Annotated in this window: 17 protein-coding genes; 7 read left to right on the forward strand and 10 right to left on the reverse strand. The window is 35.0% G+C overall.

Annotation, left to right across the window (positions count from 1 at the left end; translation table 11 throughout):
• Positions 1–88: 88 nt before the first annotated feature.
• The 10 genes from AC3IS6_RS12175 to AC3IS6_RS12220 all read right to left on the reverse strand — a co-directional run bounded on the left by AC3IS6_RS12175 (position 89) and on the right by AC3IS6_RS12220 (position 12,791).
• Positions 89–2,311 (reverse strand): RelA/SpoT family protein, encoded by a 2,223-nt coding sequence (locus AC3IS6_RS12175; protein WP_489159664.1) that lies wholly within the window; start codon positions 2,309–2,311, stop codon positions 89–91.
• Between the two features lie 162 nt (positions 2,312–2,473).
• A complete protein-coding gene (locus AC3IS6_RS12180) occupies positions 2,474–4,012 on the reverse strand; it encodes a serine hydrolase (protein ID WP_489159666.1) in 1,539 nt (512 codons plus the stop codon).
• A gap of 16 nt (positions 4,013–4,028) precedes the next feature.
• Complete coding sequence (locus AC3IS6_RS12185; RefSeq protein ID WP_489159668.1) at positions 4,029–4,820, reverse strand: TrmH family RNA methyltransferase; 792 nt, start codon at positions 4,818–4,820, stop codon at positions 4,029–4,031.
• Positions 4,821–5,130: 310 nt separating this feature from the next.
• Entirely contained in the window at positions 5,131–6,216 is a 1,086-nt protein-coding gene (locus AC3IS6_RS12190; RefSeq protein WP_489159670.1) for a phosphoglyceromutase, read from the reverse strand.
• A 150-nt stretch (positions 6,217–6,366) separates the two neighbouring features.
• Complete coding sequence (locus AC3IS6_RS12195) at positions 6,367–7,653, reverse strand: DUF58 domain-containing protein (RefSeq protein WP_489164921.1); 1,287 nt, start codon at positions 7,651–7,653, stop codon at positions 6,367–6,369.
• Between the two features lie 202 nt (positions 7,654–7,855).
• Positions 7,856–8,866 (reverse strand): AAA family ATPase, encoded by a 1,011-nt coding sequence (locus AC3IS6_RS12200; RefSeq protein WP_489159672.1) that lies wholly within the window; start codon positions 8,864–8,866, stop codon positions 7,856–7,858.
• 39 nt (positions 8,867–8,905) lie between these two features.
• Positions 8,906–10,117, reverse strand: coding sequence for a DUF4350 domain-containing protein (locus AC3IS6_RS12205; protein ID WP_489159674.1), 1,212 nt, complete (start codon positions 10,115–10,117; stop codon positions 8,906–8,908).
• Positions 10,110–10,883: a DUF4129 domain-containing protein gene (locus tag AC3IS6_RS12210; protein ID WP_489159675.1), complete on the reverse strand. Its 774-nt coding sequence runs from the start codon at positions 10,881–10,883 to the stop codon at positions 10,110–10,112. The genes AC3IS6_RS12205 and AC3IS6_RS12210 overlap by 8 nt, the downstream gene beginning before the upstream one ends.
• On the reverse strand, positions 10,876–11,826 hold the full coding sequence (locus tag AC3IS6_RS12215; protein ID WP_489159677.1) for a hypothetical protein: 951 nt from the start codon (positions 11,824–11,826) through the stop codon (positions 10,876–10,878). Before AC3IS6_RS12215 ends, AC3IS6_RS12210 begins: the two co-directional genes overlap by 8 nt.
• Positions 11,826–12,791 (reverse strand): stage II sporulation protein M, encoded by a 966-nt coding sequence (locus AC3IS6_RS12220; RefSeq protein ID WP_489159679.1) that lies wholly within the window; start codon positions 12,789–12,791, stop codon positions 11,826–11,828. Before AC3IS6_RS12220 ends, AC3IS6_RS12215 begins: the two co-directional genes overlap by 1 nt.
• A 20-nt stretch (positions 12,792–12,811) precedes the next feature.
• Between AC3IS6_RS12220 and AC3IS6_RS12225 the strand changes: the two genes are divergently transcribed.
• From AC3IS6_RS12225 to AC3IS6_RS12255, 7 genes are all read left to right on the forward strand, one after another.
• A complete protein-coding gene (locus AC3IS6_RS12225) occupies positions 12,812–13,555 on the forward strand; it encodes an RDD family protein (RefSeq protein ID WP_489159681.1) in 744 nt (247 codons plus the stop codon).
• 197 nt (positions 13,556–13,752) lie between these two features.
• Positions 13,753–14,616 carry a hypothetical protein gene (locus AC3IS6_RS12230; protein WP_489159683.1) on the forward strand — a complete coding sequence of 288 codons (864 nt, stop codon included), beginning with the start codon at positions 13,753–13,755 and terminating at the stop codon, positions 14,614–14,616.
• A 91-nt stretch (positions 14,617–14,707) separates the two neighbouring features.
• Positions 14,708–15,310, forward strand: coding sequence for a trimeric intracellular cation channel family protein (locus AC3IS6_RS12235; protein ID WP_489159684.1), 603 nt, complete (start codon positions 14,708–14,710; stop codon positions 15,308–15,310).
• A 172-nt stretch (positions 15,311–15,482) separates the two neighbouring features.
• The gene (locus AC3IS6_RS12240; protein WP_489159686.1) at positions 15,483–16,433 is read left to right on the forward strand and encodes a FemAB family protein; all 951 of its coding nucleotides are present in this window, start codon (positions 15,483–15,485) and stop codon (positions 16,431–16,433) included.
• Positions 16,430–16,798, forward strand: coding sequence for a DegT/DnrJ/EryC1/StrS family aminotransferase (locus tag AC3IS6_RS12245; RefSeq protein ID WP_489159687.1), 369 nt, complete (start codon positions 16,430–16,432; stop codon positions 16,796–16,798). Before AC3IS6_RS12240 ends, AC3IS6_RS12245 begins: the two co-directional genes overlap by 4 nt.
• Positions 16,799–16,837: 39 nt before the next feature.
• Entirely contained in the window at positions 16,838–18,301 is a 1,464-nt protein-coding gene (locus AC3IS6_RS12250; protein ID WP_489159689.1) for an oligosaccharide flippase family protein, read from the forward strand.
• Entirely contained in the window at positions 18,288–19,034 is a 747-nt protein-coding gene (locus tag AC3IS6_RS12255; protein ID WP_489159691.1) for an acyltransferase, read from the forward strand. The genes AC3IS6_RS12250 and AC3IS6_RS12255 overlap by 14 nt, the downstream gene beginning before the upstream one ends.

The following is a 19,034-nucleotide window of genomic DNA, read 5'->3' on the forward strand; positions in this document are numbered from 1 at the left end:
ATCCGGCAAAGATAAATTTTTATTTTTAATGAATAAAAGTTTCGGGTTTAAAGTTTAGTTATAAAACCCTTATAGATAGGTTAAAAAGTTAGGTTCTGTATTCTCGGGTTACTTTATCAACTCCATCAATTTTCTTAATAGCATTGATCATTTTCTTCAAAATGGTGTTGTTTTGAACGATAACAGCAATCTGTCCGTGAAAAATTCCGGCATCTGTACTTAGCGAAATGCTCTGAATATTTACGCTCATATTGTTCGAAATAACTCGGGTCAATTGATTTGTAAGTCCTAAAACATCCATTCCGGTTATGTTGATAATGGCTTTGAATTCTTCCTGGGAAGAATCAATCCATTTGGCGCTCATAATTCGGTATGCATAATTGGATTGCATGCCAATGGCGTTAGGGCAGTCTTTTTTATGAACTTTGATCCCTTCGTTGATAGTTACGAATCCAAAAACATCATCTCCCGGAATTGGGTTACAGCATGGTGAGAGTTTGTAATCGAGTTTATCATGTTCCGTTCCAAAAACCAACATGTCATAGTTGCTGCTGATGACCGGTTTGTGAATGTCTTCGGAAGCAGTATTGTCTTTGTTTCGTTTAATTTTATTTTTAAAGAAATTGATAAACGTATTGCTTTTTTGTGCTGCGTAATCTTTTAATTGCTGATTTTCGATCGCACCAATACCCATTCTGTAAAATAAATCTAAACTGGTTTTAAGTTTGAAAAAGTTAACCAATTCATTAATCACCTGCTCATTAATAGTGATTTTTAGGTGTTTCAGTTTTCTGGTAAGCAGTTCTTTTCCTTCTTCGGCGATTTTTTTGGTGTTCTCGTTAAGAACGTTTTTGATTTTATTTTTAGCTCGCGAAGTGGTTACATATTCTAACCAGTTGACGGTTGGTTTTTGATTGGCAGAGGTGATCACTTCTACCTGATCGCCACTTTTTAATTCGTGATTTAAAGGAACAAGTCTTCCATTAACCCGGGTTCCTCTCGTTTTTATTCCAATTTCGGAGTGAATACTAAAAGCAAAATCAAGCGATGTGGCACCTTTTGGCAATGATTTGATTTCTCCTTTTGGTGTAAATACGAAGATTTCTTTTGAATATAAATTCATTTTAAAATCTTCTACAAAATCTACCGCATTGGTTTCCTGATTTTCTAATGCTTCTCGAAGTAAATTCAGCCAAACATCCAAACCACTTTCTTCGGTTGCGCCGTTTTTGTATTTGTAATGTGCGGCATATCCTTTTTCTGCGATTTCATCCATACGTTCGCTTCGAACCTGTACTTCAACCCAGCGGCCTTTCGGTCCCATCACGGTAATGTGCAAAGCTTCATAACCGGTTGATTTTGGAGAGGAGATCCAGTCGCGCAAACGGCTCGGACTCGGTCTGTAATGGTCGGTAACAATGGAGTAGATTTTCCAGGCTACGAATTTTTCGTCATGCTGATCGGATTTATAGACGATTCTTAAGGCAAATTTGTCGTATACTTCGTCAAAACTCACATTTTGGGCACGCATTTTACGGCGAATTGAATAGATAGATTTTGGACGTCCCTTGATTACATAATCGATGCCCTCACTGTCTAATGATTTTTTTAAAACATCCGAAATGTCTTTGATGTAAGCATCCTGTTCTTCTTTTGTCTCTCTGATCTTGCTTACGATATCATTGTAAACAGCCGGCTCGGTATATTTTAAACCTAAATCTTCAAGTTTGGTTTTGATATTGTAAAGTCCCAGACGATGGGCAAGAGGAGCGTAAATGTAAAGTGTTTCTGAGGCGATTTTAGTTTGTTTGTATTCCGCCATAGAATCCATCGTTTGCATATTGTGCAAACGATCGGCCAGTTTGATCAGAATAACACGAACGTCATCGTTCAGTGTTAGAATCATTTTTCGGAAATTCTCTGCCTGCATAGAAGCATTTAGGTCTCTCTGAACCAATGAAATCTTGGTTAAACCTTCTACCAATTGGGCTACTTTCGGATTGAATAAACGTTCGATATCCTCCACTGTCAATGGTGTATCTTCAACAACATCATGCAATAAGGCCGCAGCGATAGAGGTAGCTCCCAAACCAATTTCGGAGGCAACTATTTTTGCAACTGCAATAGGATGAAAGATATACGCCTCACCAGATTTACGTCTTTGTTCTTTGTGTGCATCAACAGCAACATCAAATGCTTTACGAATAAGTTTTTTGTCGGTTGGGCTTAAAGTCTGATAACTGATTCGAAGTAACTCTTTATACTCTTGCGCAATTGCTTTATTTTCTTTTTCAATATCTATTTCTATCATAACGGCATAGTTCAAGTACTAAAAATAAGAATAAGTTTGAATATACGCAAGGGAATGGAGGGTTGATTTTAGAATGAAATTATTTTGTTTCAGGTTTCAGGTTTCAAGTTTTTGTAGACCATTTTTAGACGTAGCTTTCGACCTGAAACCTGAAACCTCAAGTTATTCTTTCAAAAAATCCAAATCCTGAAAATCATAACTAAAATCAGTCAATTCGGAGATAGCAAGCATTTTTAAGTTCACCACTTTTCCGCTTTCATCATATTTGAAATTCAAGTGCGCATCAGCATGAAAAAAAGCATTATTCCATTTCACGACATAGTTTTCATCTTTATAAAAAAAGACTTCACCAGCCAATTGTGGCGAGCGTTTAGAAGCAAAGTACAATTTTCCTTTTTTCTCAGAAATCGTAATTTCGCCAAACCAATTGTCTTTATAAGTTCCAACAATATTGGTAAAATCAGTTTTTAATTTGTCTTTTTTATTCTTTGCAATTGTCGCCCAAACTTCATCAGTCACTTTATCGGCTGATGCTTCGCTGGCTTTCATTCGATTGCTGTAAAGTGTTACATAATCATCAGATTTAATGCCAAGATAACTGTCTTTTATGGTATTGGTGATCGCGCTAAAAGCGGCTCCTGATTGTTGATTGGTTAAAACAATGATACCTAAGCCTAATTCTGGAATCAAAGTAGTTTGCGTTACATTTCCTTCTAATCCCCCTGTGTGTGAAACCTGTTTATGTCCTTTTACATCACTCAGGAACCATCCCAGACCATAACCTGAGAAATGAATGTTGTACGGAGGTCTTGTTTTTGCAGGAATGATAGTTTGCAATTGCCACATTTCATCATGTTCTTTTTCTGAAAATAACTGTTTGTTATCACCATATTTTCCATTATTGATTTGCAAAATAGCCCATTTACTCAAATCATTAACACTGGAATAGATTCCGGCTGCTCCATCGAAAAGCTGATTTTCATAACGTTTGATGGTTTTGAGTTTGCCATCAACCGGAACATGAGGAGTGATAACGTTTGTAGTATCTTTTAAACGCTTTACTGAAGCTACACTATTGTTCATTTCCAGAGGTTTCATAATGCGCTCTTCAACAAATTCGGCCCAGGTTCTACCGCTTACCACGTGTACAATCTCACCTGCTACAATGTATAGTAAGTTGTCGTAATCGTACTTAGTTCTAAAACTGGAAACGGGCTTTAAGTATCTTAAATTATGCACAATATCGACTGCTTTAAAATCGCTTCCGTCAGGCCAGATCATTAGATCTCCGGCTCCGAGTCCGAGTCCGCTTCTATGCGTTAATAAATCACGAATCGTGAATTCACGGGTTACATAATCGTCGTACATTTTAAAATCCGGAAGGTATTTTACGACTTTATCGTCCCATTTTATTTTGCCTTCATCTACCAGTATCGCCAATGCTCCCGAGGTAAAAGCTTTACTATTAGACGCAATCCCGAAAAGGGTATTAGCATCTACTTTTTGCTGTGTTGTGATTGATTTTACTCCGTAACCCTTTGCCAGAACTACTTTTCCGTCTTTTACGATAGCGACTGCAATTCCGGGTACATCAAATGCTTTTAGAGTGCGATCGACCAGTTCATCGACTTCCGGATTGGTTATTTGAGCTGAAAGGGTAAGGCTAAATAATAAGGCTAAAAGTGATAATTTGTAGTTCATGACGGTATGTTTTGGTTTAGTTAAATCCGCGCTGACGTTTGGCTTCAAAAATTAGAATAGCAGCCGCGACCGAGACATTCATGCTGTCGATTTCGCCCTGCATGGGGATGATAATATTTTGAGTGGCAGCATCTCGCCAATCCTGTGTTAAGCCAGTGGCTTCTGTACCTACAACCAAAGCGGTTGGGGTTGTGAAGTCCTGTGTATGATAAGAGGTAGAGTTTTGAAGGGTAGCACAGTAAAAGTCAATCTTTTTATCTTTTAGAAAGGCAATGATTTCAGCTGTTGTTCCTGTTGCAATTTGATTGGTAAACAAACAACCCACACTCGAGCGTACAATATTTGGATTGTATAAATCACTTTTTGGGTTTGCAATTAATACAGCATCTAGATTTGCAGCATCTGCAGTTCGCAAAAGCGCGCCAATGTTTCCTGGTTTTTCCGGTGCTTCAGCAACAACTATTAACGGATTGTCTGATAATTTCAGATCAGATAACAGCATCGATTTGGTTTTAGCCACAGCCAGAATCCCTTCGGTTGTATCGCGATACGCTAGTTTTTGATAGACTTCTTTATTGATTTCGATGAGTTGAACCGGACCGTTCACCAATTTTTGAATCTGATTTTCTGTAACCAGTTCGGGTAAAAACAAAACGGTTTCTATTTCGTAGCCTCCTTTTGTTGCCAATTGAATTTCACGTAAGCCTTCAATCAAAAATGTTCCGGTTTGTTTGCGGGCTTTGGCCTTTTCCTGTAGTAAAACAAGTGATTTTATAAACGGATTTTGTATTGAAGTAATTTGTTTCATTTTTTTTTGAAGGTACTTAGGTTCTGAGGGGCTAAGGTACTGAGATTTTTTTTAAAAGTTGCAAAGGTTTTTTGAAGGTACTTAGGTTCAGAGGAGCAAAGGTACTTGGGTTTTTTATAGGGAGCAGAGATGCAAAAAAGATATAAAAAAGTTGCCACGAATTTCACGAATTTTCACTAATTCATATTTTGCTTAAAGCTGGTAAAAATTAGTGAAAATTCGTGAAATTCGTGGCAAAAAAAAAATAAAGTGTTGAGTGAAATTGCTTCGCCTATTCGCTATCGCTCAGGTTTTGGCAAAAAGAACCTTCTTATTTTTGAAGTACTTCCGAAATTTCGTTTGCTACGGGATGTGATGTTTCAAAAGTATATCCCATGATTTTTGCAATGGTTTGTGCGACTTGTTTTTGATACAATTGCGAGTCTGTTTTTATTTCTCCTTTTGGTGCGATTTCAGGTCCCATGGCAGCGAACCAGATTTGTGAAGCACCTTCAACATCAGCCCCATGATCGGTCCACTGTGCTTTTACTTTATCACCGCGTCCGTGATCTACGGTAATTAATATCGTAGTTTTGTTTTTGTATTGCGGATCATTTTGTACAAAGTTCCAGATTTCCTTAATCCATTTGTCTACTTGGTTTGCAGCGTCAAGATACGATCTGTAATGTCCGGCATGTGCCCATTCATCAGTTTCTCCGTAGGCGATGTAAAGTACCTTTGGTTTTTTGGTTTTAAGTTCGTTCAAAGCCTGATAATGTGTAAAAACATCCAGACATTCATCCTGATGAAAAGGTTTGAAAGAGTTGTTGCGCATTTCATTCAACAATTTCTGAGTTTCTGTAGGCTTATCTCCTCCAACGTTGTCAAAAGCAGAAATTACAGGAAAATCACTTCTTTTTTCGTTTAAAATTCGATCAAATGCATCCCAGGCACCAAAAGCGGCAACTCTTCCTTTTAACTTCGATTGCTGGTTTAAAAATTCGAGAACATTCACATTCGGATTGTCTTTGTAATGATTGGAATTGACAGCAACATCAACATTTCCGGTCATGATTTCGCTGTATCCGGGATAACTAAACCAATACGGATTTGAGACGTCTACTTTATTGCCTAAGTCGCGATTGCCATAAATTTGCCCTTTTGTAGCAATTTCAGACCATAGGAAAGGCATGATTTTTTTTCGGCTTTCTTTCAGGTCAGCACTTGCATATTTCTTGTGAATATAAGTACTGTCTCCCTGATTGAATTTTTTATCATTGGCAATTGCAGGATCCATTCCTTTAAAAACTTCCTGCCATCTAAAGCCGTCGGTAGTGATAATAATGATATTTTCTGTTTTTTGTGCATGAGACAAAAAGCTTGTAAAAACGAATACAAGTACAAGTAGTTTTTTCATTTTTTTAGAAATTACAAAGGTTCAAAGTAACAAAGGTTTAAAGATTTTTTGATTAATCTTAATTTTTATAAAGAACTTGATGTTTTAATAATACTTGCAAAAAAAAAGTCTCTGCATTTTACTTCTCACAAAGAAAAGTATTCCTTATTGCTACAAAATTCCTCTGGCTTTAATTTCTAAATACTTATTAATCGCATCCAGAGTTAAATTTTCAGGCTGTGTTAAAACAGAGTGTATGCCGTATTTTTTGAGTTCGTTTGCGATTAAACGTTTTTCGAACATGAATTTTTCAGCGATTACTTTGTCATAAATTTCCTGAATGGTATCCGTTTTTTTGTTGATGATCGCATTGAGCTCTGTATTGCTAAAGAAAACGACAACCAATAAATGACTTTTTGCAATTCCTTTTAAATAAGGCAACTGTCGGTTTAAACCGTCCATCGTTTCAAAGTTAGTGTATAAAATGATCAAACTTCTTTGATTGATGTTTTTCTTGATGTCTACGTACAAACGGCTGTAGTCACTTTCGAAAAAATCGGTTTTGATATTGTATAGGGTCTCCAGAATTTTTTGCATCTGAGAGGCTCTTTTTTCGGCAAAAACACGGTTTTCTACCTTTTTTGAAAATGAAAAAATTCCTGCTTTGTCCTGTTTTTTCAGAATAACATTCGACAAAACCAAGGTCGAATTGATCGCATAATCCAGTAAACTCAGTCCGTCGAAAGGCATTTGCATGGATCGGCCTTTGTCGATTGCCATGTAAACGGATTGCGATTTCTCGTCCTGAAACTGATTGACCATCAGAGCATTTTTCTTGGCTGTGGCTTTCCAGTTTAGCGTTCTGAGGTCGTCGCCCTGAACATATTCTTTAATTTGCTCGAATTCCATGGTATGGCCAATTCTGCGGATTTTTTTGATTCCGTATTGGTATAAATTATTTGAAAAAGCCAGTAAATCATATTTTCTTAATTGGATATAAGACGGATAGGTGGGAATCATTTTATCTTTATCGAATGAAAATCTTCGGGAAATTAATCTTAATGGGGAAGAAACGTAAACGTTCAGGTAACCAAAGTAGTATTCGCCACGTTCTGTAGGTCGCAATTCATAGCCAATCTCTTTTTGCTCAGAAGCTTTGACAGTCTTTACAATTTTAAAATCACGTACCTGAAACTGAAACGGAATTTCGTCAATAATTTTGACCGAAATTTTAAACGTATAATGGTTTTTGATGCTAATAGTAACAGGATTTAGGTCTCCGTTCGAAAGTTTTTCCGGTGTAGTTCTTTCTGCTTCAATACCCGTTTTGCTAAGATAGAGCAGGAGTACGTCGAGCCCCAAAAAAGTCAATAAAATTAAAACGACAAACCAAACTGCGTTGTACAAATTTGGGAAAATAAAAGCACAAACAAACAATCCAATAATGCCCAGAAGCATATAGAAGAAAAAGTTATTAAGGTAAAGGCTTTTGATGAATTTCACGCTTTAAAAGGTTTCAGTTTTTTATCGTTTCAAGTTTCAGTTCTCAGACTCAGTTCTCAGACTCAGTTTTCAGTTTTCGGTCTCAGTTCTCAGTCTCAGTCTCAGTCTCAGTTTTAACTGTATACTGCTAACTGTGACTGAAAACCGGGACTAAAAACTACCTCGGTATTTCGACCGTTTCAATAATTTGCCTGATGATTTCTGAACTTGTAATGCCTTCCATTTCACGTTCGGGAGCTACGATTACACGATGTTGTAAAACCGGAACTGCAGCTTCTTTAATATCTTCAGGAGTGACAAAATCGCGGCCGCGGATTGCAGCGAAACCTTTGGCAGCATTCAAAATAGCAATTGAGGCACGTGGAGAAGCTCCTAAATACAGGAAGGCATTTTCACGTGTGTTGACTACTATTCTGGCTATGTATTCCAATAGATTTTGCTCAACTCTGATTTGTTTTACCAAAGCCTGGTACTCTTTTATTTCAGCAGCAGACAGTATGGTTTTGATGGCTTCCAGTTTTCCATGATCCTGTAGTAAATGCTCTCTTTGGATAATCAGAATTTCTTCGTTTAGTTTCGGATAATCAATAGTGATTTTGAATAAAAAACGGTCCAATTGTGCTTCCGGCAAACGGTAAGTTCCTTCCTGTTCAATTGGGTTTTGAGTGGCAATGACCAAAAATGGAGTTTCCAACTGGTAGGCCAATCCGTCAATCGTAATCTGGCGTTCTTCCATTACTTCAAAAAGCGCGGCCTGTGTTTTGGCTGGAGCACGGTTTATTTCATCGATTAAGATTAAATTGGAGAAAATAGGGCCTTTTTTAAATTCAAATTCAGATGTTTTTAAATTAAAGATCGAAGTTCCTAAAATATCCGATGGCATTAAGTCAGGCGTAAACTGAATTCGGCTAAAGCCAATGTTCAGGGTTTTCGATAAAAGCTTGGCAGTGATGGTTTTTGCAACTCCCGGAACCCCTTCGAGTAAAACGTGTCCATTTGATAAAATAGCAACCAAAAGCTGATCGATCATCTTGTGTTGACCTACAATTACAGTCTCGAGTTCTTTTTTGATCGTGCTAACATGATCTAAAAGTGGAGTTAAGTTTATTCTGGTTTCAAAATTTACATTTTCATTTGTGATTTCGGGTGTTGTATTGCTATCGTCCATGATGGGTTTGTTTTCTTTATATTGAGTTCGGCTGTTTTTTTAATGTAAAATCTTTTCTATCGCAGTATTGATTCGAATTAAATCTTCTTCAAGGCTGCCATGATAACTATTTCGATGTTCATTGATCAGGAATACAAGTTCCTGAATATCGGTTACATTTTTACCTGTTTTATGATGCAATTTTTGAATAAAACTATCGTCTAGTTTTGTCGTGTCGATTAAATACTCATTTCTAATTTTTTCCAAAAAGTAAATGATTTTTTTATCAATGATATTAGCATGATCGCCTTCCTGATAATATAAATTTCCGATGGTTTTTGTAAAATCGACGGTTAAATTGGGCAAAGGTTTCAATATTGGAACAATTCGTTGTTTTCGTTTGGCATTAAAAATAATGAAAATCAACATTCCGAACAAAAAGAAATACCAGGCCCATTTTAAACCGGGCTGACTTAAAATGTAACGTAAGGGCGATTCAGAAATGCTTTCATTATTTTGTCCTTTGGTGTACCAAAAAATATCTCCCTTAGGCAAACAGGAAAGGACGCTTTCGGCATACTCATAATGGTTTGCTTTTAGTAAATGATAGTTTGTAAAAGCAACCGGTTGTGTGTGCAGGTAAAAATAGCCTTGATGATAGGGTACTTTGATAAAATTGACGTGCCTTTTTGCCTTTTTGAATGAAGCAATCTGATAGCCTAAAGCGGTTGTGTTTGCCGTGTCAATTTTAGAAAAATAGTCCTCTAAGGTCTGCGGGAATTTATACTTTTTCTTTTTCAGTTGTGAATTGGCAAGCCAAACGGTTGTATTGCCAGAGCTTTGAAAAACGGAATTTACTTCGACTTTTAAACTGTCTAACAGGTACTGTGGAATGGTTTTCATGCTTAAAAAAGCATTATTCCCGCGTGATACAAAATAAAAAAGCTCGTTTACAGACTCTTCGTCAATCGTATTTGATTCGGAGATGTTTATAAAAGTTCCTTTTATTTTATAGTCTTCTACCAGAGTATCATTGTTATATTTTGAATCTAAATATTCATAGGGCGTTAAAGTTGAAATGCGTTCTACAGCATGATTTTTAAAAAAGCCATTGATTTCTTTGTCAAAAATATAAAGTCCAAAAGGAATTTTATCATTAACAGAGTAGGTTGGTCGCCAGTCAATAGGCTTTGGGCGGTCGTGATCTGCTACCAAAATTAAGGTCAGAATAAAAACCAGTACAGCAATATAAATTTTAAGTGTTTTACTCATTGCTAAACGTTTTTATGGCATTCTTAAATCGGTTTTCTGCCTTTTTAAAAGTGACTTCATCAATTTCAAATTCACCGTACCAGATGTAGTTGTACAGATAAGACAAATAGGTGAATTCTTCTTTGTGTGCGGCTTTTTGAAGTTCGTATAAATAATCAGAATTGGTTTTTTCGATATCCCATTCGATGTAGTGATTTTGTGCCATCACTTTTAAAAGCCAGAGATAATAATATCGAACCGCAGTTCTTTTTTCTCCCGATTGTAAACATTCTTTAATTAGTTTGTCAAAATCTAATAGATGTATGTTTTTCTCGATTTCTGAATAGTAAATGTTTTTCTTTTTAGCGTTTTTTCCAAAAATCCACTGTCCCTCTTTGTTAATTATGGCTTTTACAATTAAATAAATGACAAAAATGATGATTAAAACGGCCAGTACTTTTAATAAAACCGAGACGAAATTAATGGAGGTCTCAGGACTTTCAAACTCAAACCAATTTCCAAAAAGGCTAGCCAGCCATTCTTTAAAACGTTGCCATAGGCCTTTTTCGGGAGTTTTGAATTCGTACACAAAACTAGCATCGGTATATTTTTTTTTGAAGTTTTTACCGAAATTTTTAATTTCTATGGTGTCGGAATCTATTCGAATATCTTTTTCCGTGTATTTTACTGAGGTTATTTTCGGAGGCTCGGTTGTAGCCAAAGTATCCTGTGCACGAATGATGCCCGAGAAAAGGATAAAAGATAAAAGGAATAGAATTTTATTCATTATCGGTTCCGATTAACTCAATGTCGCGATTTGAAATTTTCTCTTTTGCCCCAAGGCTATAGTACATAATTCCCTGATTGACCATGATCATGTTGTTGAAGATATTACCCAATGTAAAGATCAGAATAAACATCGCAGTCAGAAAGAAAATCAAGAAGGGAGAATCGCCCATAGCTTCCGGATTGAACTCTGAAGTACCCATAGCTGTCAGGAAAACCATAAATATTCCGATAAAATAGAAAACCATCGTGATAGATCCCTGAATCATCTGCATCATAATGATAACTAAAAAAGTTGCACCGATCGAAGTCCAGAAATCCTCTCTTAACAAAAGATAAGCATGATTTAAGGACTGGAAGAAACCTTTGTCTTCTGTCAGGTAAGCATAAAAACTAAAATTAACCCAGGTAAATAAAGTGGGGATGGCAATTAGCAACAATGGAATACCTACTATTAAAAAGCACAGGAAGAAGAGTAAAATTATAACAACAAACAATATTGGAACGACCAGAAATATAAGACCAACACAGAATTTGATTATTTTCCAGATGTTTTGTCTAAAGATAGTTGCGACATCTGCTGTTGTGAAGCTATTTTTATTTTTTTGGTCGATTAGTTTTAAGTATAGAATGGGATAAGTCGAATTGAAGAGCGATAAAGCTATTATAACAACAAAAAAAATGACAATAAAACCAATCAAAAGACCAAAATTGTCATTGAAATAACCAGCAAGATTATCAGAGCCTGCATGGTTTAGACTTTCGTTAAATATGGCTTGAAAATTACTTTGTAAAAAGAAAAAGACTAAAGTACCAACAATAAGCAGGAAGGCTCCGTTGATGATAAAAAAGATTTTAAAAAAGTGTTTTCCAAAAGTTTTGAAAAAGCTAAAGGTATCTATGATATAGTCGCCTAACTGTCGTTTTTTGTAAAGCTCAAACATTATAATAAAGTTGTTTTTTTGTGAACAATAAAAGGGTAAATCAAATAATAAAATGAAATTACGGCTAATGTAAGCAAAATGATAAGACTGCTTAACCAATTGGGCATGTCAATTGAATATCGGGTAATGAAACCTTCCAGAAAACCTGCACTGATGGTAAACGGAAAGGTGCTCAGGAATATTTTGAAACTATTTTTGAAGCCTATTTTAAAGGAGTTCATTCGCGAGAAAGTTTTTGGAAACAGGATCGAAGCTCCTAAAATAAAACCGGCCGTCGTTTCGATTACAATTGCAAAAATTTCCATGGCTCCGTGAATCCAGATTCCGCGTACGCTTTTCCAGAAAACGCCCTGTTCGTAGAAGAAATACTGAAAAGACCCCAACATAATACAGTTTTGAAGGAAAATATAAAAGGTGCCAAGGCCGCCAAAAATTCCGTAAATGTAACATCGTGCTCCTACATAAAGGTTGTTCATGGTGATGCCAATAAAACTTCCCCAGTTGCTTCCAGAGCCGTATACAGCCATCGGATCTCCTTTTTTGATATTTTCTAAGGTCATATTAACATAACCGTCACCCAGAATGAGGCGAACAAAATCCTGATCGTATCTTGCGGAGACTACGCCAATTCCTACCGTGATAAAGAATAGAACAAAAGCATACATTAAATAGCGTTTGTATTCATACATAAGCAATGGAACTTCAGTAATAAAAAATTCCAGAAACTTATTTTTTTCTGTTCTTTTGGTTTTATAAATTTTCTGATAAATTTGTGAGGCGAGATGATTGAGGTAAATAACGGTTTTGCTCTTTGGATAATACGTTTGGGCATACGACAAGTCATTCATCATCTGAATGTACAAATTAGCTAACTCATCCGGATTTTTTTTAGCTTTACCAAAAATAGCTAACTCAAATTCCAGCCATTTTTCTTTATTTTGTTTTATGAAGGCGACTTCTCTCATTGTAGGCTAAAATATAAAATATGTCAGAATTATCTATAAATACAACACAAAATGTCAAAATAAATTTTATCGCCGCAACGGTGGGGGAAAGAATAGGCTCTTATTTCATCGATTTGGCTATTAAATTGGCCTATGTGACTGTAATTTCTCTTATATTTTTTTACGGTTTTAATTTTGACAGAGTTCTTGACAGTTTAGACAGCTGGTCGAGAGCATCGGTACTTTTGCTATTGTATTTTCCCTTTATAATTTACACGTTAATCTTAGAAAGTATTTTTGAAGGACAGACCATCGGAAAGAAATTAGTAAAAATAAAAGTCGTTAAAATTGATGGTTATCAGGCAGGCTTTGGTGATTATTTAATGCGTTGGTTTTTTAGACTTGTTGATATTTCGATTCTGGGAGGAATCGTAGGCTTAATATCAATAATTTCAAGTCAAAAAGGACAACGATTAGGTGATATGGTTGCGGGAACAGCTGTAATTACATTAAAAAATAAAATCAATATCAGCCATACCATTCTGGAAGAAATAGGAGATGCTTATGTTCCGACTTATCCTTTAGTAATTAAATTATCGGATAATGATATGCGAATTATCAAGGAAACTTTTCAAAGTGCACTTGCAAAAAACGATCATGAAATCATTTATAAATTGGTGTCCAAAATAGAGAGTGTTACAGGAATTAAAAATCAGTCAGGAAATAATAGTGATTTCTTAAGGGTTATTCTTAAAGATTATAATTTTTACACGCAGAATATGTAGCCGTAAGATGAATGGTTAAAAGGGTGTTATGACAAATATCATTTTTTAAATGCGAGAAATCCCGTAATTTTACTAATGTTAAAATCAACTTATTGTTTATTGTATAGGTTTGATTAGTAGGTTGTTATTTGTTGTTTGTGTTTTAAAAGGAGAAACCGAAAATCCATAAGAGTAGGATCATTTAATTTAGAGAAATAATGAAAATTACAAAGATTTTTGCATTTATAATGTTGCTAATTTCCGTTGCCAATTTTGCTCAGACCGGAAGTAAAAAACTGGATAAAATTATAAAAAGAGATTATCAGATTATTGAATGTACGGTTGCGAAAATGTCGGATAAAACGGTTGAATATTCTTTGCCGGGAGAGACAGTTCAAATCTCGCTTGATGTATCTCAAATTGCCAGAATTGATTTCGCCAGCGGTCGTTCACAAACTTTCGATGTGTCTGTAAATACAGCAGTGTCAAGTACTATGAGTTCCGCTAATTCAGGTCAGACTATCGCTGCGGCAGAAATGAAACCCAATACAATTGCTGTGCTGCCTGTGCCTTATGTGAATTCGGGTACTTTAGAAAGTTCAGAAGAAATGGCAAAATTTGCTCAAAATGATCTTTATAATAAACTATTGGATAAGTCATCAAATCTATTCCCATTAACCGTTCAGGATCTAAGAGTAACAAACAGTTTGTTGCATAAAGCCGGAATTGATTATAAAAACATTGATGAAACGCCAATCGAAGATCTTCAAAGAATTTTGGGAGTTGATAATATTATAGCAACAAAAGTTTCATATACGATAACCGAGGGCTCAACCGCTTCAACGTATAACAGTGGAAGCGCCAAAGTGAGTGATAATAATAAAAAAGTGAAAACGAGCGATATTTCAACTACAAATTCGAGTACACAAACCTACTATAACTACATGGTTTATTTTGATATGTATAAGAACGGAACGAAAATTTACTCACAAACCCGTAAGCCATTCTTAAACATAAAAGACAGTTGGATGGATTCTGTTTCTTATCTGTTAAAAAGAAGTCCGATTTATGTGAAAAAATAAATTCTCAGATAGAAGAGTATCTAAAGAATAAAAAACAAATTTAACCTTTGTACCTTTGCAGCTCTGTATCTTTGCAGCAAAAAAGTAAAAAATGTTTCATTTATTAGATCTTATCGGTACTATGGCTTTTGCTATGTCGGGTGCTTTGACAGCGATGCATAAGAAACTGGATCCGTTTGGAGTTTTTATCATTGCTTTTGTTACGGCTGTTGGTGGCGGAACACTTCGTGATGTACTGATAGGCAGAACACCGGTAGGATGGATGCTGGATTTGCAGTATGTATATGTAATTATCGTTGGTTTTGCCTTTGCCATTCTCTTCAGAAAGAAGTTTGACCGATTGCGTACTTCGCTGTTCCTGTTTGATACGATCGGGTTGGGTGTTTTTACCTTAATTGGACTGGAAAAAGGAATTATGATTGGTTTGCATCCCGTTATCTGTATTGCCTTAGGAACTATGACAGCTTGTTTTGGCGGTGTTATCAGAGATATCTTGTGTACAGAAATTCCAACGATTTTCAGAAGAGAAATTTACGCAACTATCTGTATTTTTGGAGGAATCGTGTTTTTTATCCTGAAAAAACTGAATTTAGAAGACGATATTTTATACTTAGTAACTTCTGTTGTAATGATCATCGCGCGTTTATTGGCCGTAAAATATAAATGGTATTTGCCGGCATTTGAACACAAATAAGATTTTTTAAACGATATTAGCGTGCTGAAAATTTAAGAGCCGCGAATTCACAAACGTAATTTAAATTTTTGTTACCAATAAAAATTAAATTTGTGAATTCACGGCTCATTTTTTTTAATAAGTTTGTTCGGGTAAAACGCAGAAGAAGAACTATAAAACGACCTTCGGGACCATGACAAAATACATCGTAAGGAATTATTATAAAAGCGATCATGAGATTTGGAATGCATTTGTGGCACAGGCTAAAAATGCAACATTTCTATTTCATCGTGATTTTATGGAATATCATCAGGACCGTTTTGAAGATTTTTCGCTTCTTGTTTTTGAGGATCACAAATTAAAAGCAGTTTTACCGGCGAATAAAGTTGGGGATTCGGTTTACTCGCATCAAGGATTGACTTATGGAGGTTTGATATTCTCAAATAAACTGAAAGCGGAGAAAGCAGCATTAATTTTAGATGCCATTTTAGCTTATTTAAAAGAGGCTGCCGTTGCAACTTTTTATTATAAACCTATTCCAAACTTTTATTTTAAGGAAGGAAATCAGGAAATGGACTTTTTTTTATTTAAAAACGATGCCGTTTTAGTACGAAAAGAAATGAATTTGGCAGTTAACCTGAAACTACCTTTGCGCATATCCAAAAGTAAATTGAAGCATTTCAGACGAATTGAAAATCTTTATCTGGAAATTGTCGAGGAGCAGCATTTTCAGCCTTTTTGGGAATTGATTCTTGAGCCAAGATTGCTGGAAAAATTTGATGCTAAACCGGTTCATAAATTGGAGGAGATGGACTTTTTGAAACAAAAATTCCCTCATAATATCAAACAATATTCGGTTTATCAGAATGATGAGATTATTGCCGGAATTACCGTTTTTGAAACTGAAAATGTTGTAAAATCACAGTACGGTGCCACTTCAGAAAAAGGCGAACAAGTTAGGGCTCTTGATTTTTTGTTCATTAATTTAATACATAAATACAAGCGCAAAGGAAAGCTTTTTTTTGATATGGGTATTGTAAATGGAGAAAATGAAAAAGGTTTTAATTCGGGACTTTTGACACAAAAAGAAGAATTAGGCTGTACAATCTATAATCAGGATTTTTATAAAATTGCTATTAAATGATACCATTTCTTGACAAAAAAAAAATAAGTGAGCCATACGAAACTGCCTTTAAGGAGAAACTGAAAGTTCTTTTAGATAATGGCTGGTACATATTAGGAAAAGAAGTAGTAACATTTCTGGGAGATGGCGGAGCAATTGTTACAAATGATTCAAAGTTGACACAAGTACTTTTTTCACTTCGCAATTGTGGTTCTGAAAAAAAATATTGGAATGAATATGTAGGTGTAAATTCGAGACTATACGAATTTCAGGCTTCTTTTCTAAATCTGAAACTATCAAATTTAAATTCAGACAACATTAAACGACCTAATATTGCAAAGCGCTATTTGGCAGAAATTATTGTTAAAATTTTGAATCAATATTAATTCGTGTCTGGCGGTAGAACATATCAGCAAATTTTAAAAATGACTTCGCTCTTTGGTGGTGTGCAGTTTTTTACGATCTTAATTTCGATTTTCAGAACTAAGTTAATAGCGGTTTTTATTGGCCCTGAAGGAATGGGGATTATTACGTTGTTAAATTCAACTTTAAGCGTAATAAATAGTATTTCGGGTTTTGGAATAGAAACCAGCGCTGTGAAAAATATTTCCGAAAATTATGGAAGCGGGAACCTAAAAGGAGTTTCTGCAACCATTCAGGTTGTAAAAAAAATTGTGTTTTTTACAGGTGTTTTAGGAATGGTACTCACAATCTTTTTCTCGAAAGTATTGAGTGTAATTACTTTTGGAGATTCCAGTCAAACGTATTCGTTTGTATTTATTGCTGTTACAGTTTTATTTAAGCAACTAACGTCAGGTCAATTGGCCATTTTACAAGGTTTGCGACAAATGAAATTAATGGCAAAAGCGAATTTGTTTGGAAATCTTTTTGGGTTGCTTTTTTCGGTTCCTCTGTATTGTTTTTTACGGATTGATGCGATACTTCCAACCATTTTGATTGCTTCTTTGGCAGCCTTTGTCTTTTCTTTTTATTATTCAGGTAAAATTAAAATTAGGCAGGAAAAAGTTTCTAAAGATTTTTTTTTATCGGAAGGTAAAACAATAATAAAACTGGGATTCATGTTGACCATTAGTAGTGTTTTGACACTATTATCTACTTATTTGGTTCAGGTTTTTATAAGTAAAAATGGGGGATTGCAGCAGGTAGGTTTTTATAATGCGGGCTTTACTTTATTGAACTCGTATGTTGGAATTATTTTTACCGTGATGAGTACAGATTATTTTCCGAAATTGGCTTCAATTAATTCTGATAATGAAAAAATAAGATCGAGTGTAATGCAGCAGGCCTTTGTTTCGATTATCATCATAACACCAATTATTGTTTTATTTTTGACTTTAATTTCGATCATCATCCCCATTATTTATACGCCAAATTTTAACGTTGTTATCCCGATGGTTTGTTTTGGAATTTTAGGAATGTTGTTCAGAGCTGTTTCATGGGCTATGGGTTTTATTTTGATTGCTAAAGGAGATTCCCGAATGTTTATTAAAACAGGAATAGGTTTTAATGTTCTGTCTTTAGTAATGAATGTTTTTGGTTATTATTTTTACGGATTAGAAGGTTTAGGATGTAGTTTTTTTCTTTACTTTTTATTCCATTTTATTGGATTAAAGTGGATCACAAGGAAAAGATATGATTTTTATTTTGACAATGAATTTTACAAGATATATTTTGCTTGTTTTATAATAAGTGTTGTTACATTTTTACTGCGATATATTGAAAATTCGACTTTAAAGTACATTTTAATGACATGGATGGTTTTGATTTCTATTAGTTTTAGTTTGTATCAAATCAGTAAAAAAGTAAATTTGAAAGAAATGGTAACGTCATTAAAATCTAATAAAAAGAATAATAATGATTCAAAGTAGTTATAGGAAATGTCAATCTTTTTATCATAAACTCAGTTTTTACTATTCGGTAAACTGGAGTAAGACATTGTATTTTAATTTTAAGAAATTTCCTTTTCAGGTCGCTAAAAAACTTCCTGTTTTCTTTTATGGGAGAGTTAAGTTTACTGCTATTTCAGGTGAGATTCAAATTGAAGGAGATATTCAAAAAGGAATGATTGGATTTGGTCAGCCTTACGAGCTAGATTCACTTCATAAAGGTATTGCCGAAGTTTATGTTTTAGGAAAACTTGTTTTCAAAGGGAAATTCCAATTTGGTAAAGATTATTTTATTTTTATTGGAGAAAATGCCTATTGTGAATTCGGAAATATGGCCTCTATGGGATCAGGAGGAAAATTAATTTGTACAGAAAAAATTGTTTTGGGCGATTACGCACGTTTTGGCTCCCAAGCTCAAATTATTGATACCAATTTCCACGATTTAATTGATACTCAGACAGGGGAAAAGCTGCAAAAAACAAGCCCTATTTTTATAGGAAGTTACAATTTTATAAGCAATAGAGTTACAGTTCTAAAAGGAACCCGAACGCCTGATTTTTGTACCATTGCCTCTAACAGTTTGTGTACCAAATCGTATGATGCTTTAGGCGAAAATATTTTAATTGGAGGAGTTCCCGCTAAGTTAATCCGAAATGATATTTCAAGAGACTGGGAAGGAGAAAAACAACAATTAAACGATTTTCTTACTGTTTAG

Source organism: Flavobacterium sp. KH_035, from assembly GCF_057839565.1.